Origin of the sequence: Methylobacterium sp. J-078 (assembly GCF_022829285.1) — a bacterium.
Taxonomy (GTDB): Bacteria; Pseudomonadota; Alphaproteobacteria; order Rhizobiales; family Beijerinckiaceae; genus Methylobacterium.
Genome location: NZ_JAKSYI010000127.1, coordinates 1 through 594, shown reverse-complemented (window position 1 = coordinate 594; position 594 = coordinate 1). Strand labels below are relative to the sequence as shown.

1 pseudogene is annotated in these 594 nt (G+C 61.1%); it reads left to right on the top strand.

Annotation, left to right across the window (positions count from 1 at the left end):
* A pseudogene (locus MKK58_RS22630) lies at nucleotides 1-124 on the top strand (IS630 family transposase); the annotation flags it as partial.
* Between the last annotated feature and the right edge of the window lie 470 nt (nucleotides 125-594).

Here is a 594-nt window from a genome sequence, read left to right as displayed (position 1 = left end):
GCTGCGCAAAGCGGCCGAGCGCACGGTCAATCGGCTCTGGAGTGTCGTCGGCGATCTGCTCGACGCCTTCACACCAACCGAGTGCGCAAACTACTTCGCTGCCGCCGGCTACGATCCGGAGTAAGTGGAAAACGCTCTAGGGTTTTCCGGGGCTGTGTTCCGGCGAGGCGGACCAGGAGGGTTTGCCATATCCCCTGCTGCACCGTCGCGCGCGGACTTTTTATTGATGAACTACTGCGGTTAGTCGTTGCGAGCCGGTATGCGGGTCCGAGCCGCCGGCCGTTGGTGCGGGCAACGATATACGAGTGCTGTTGGCGCGTTGATGCGGTGCGTACCGTGCCAGCTGGCTTGCGAAGGTCCGCGATTAAGTGCTGGTCTTCGCTGACGCTGAGCTGGCTGAATTGATCGATGAAAAGGCGCCGAGCCAAAAGCCGAGGCTAGATGCCGCCCATCGGACACCTTGAAATACCCCTTCCTTGCGGGACGGTGTCGTGATTCCGTGCTGCTGTTGAGGTTGGGGAGGCTCGGATGGGTTAGCCAGGGTTCTTCGATCTGGATGAGCGCTATCAGCGTCTGTCGGAGAACGGCGACCCG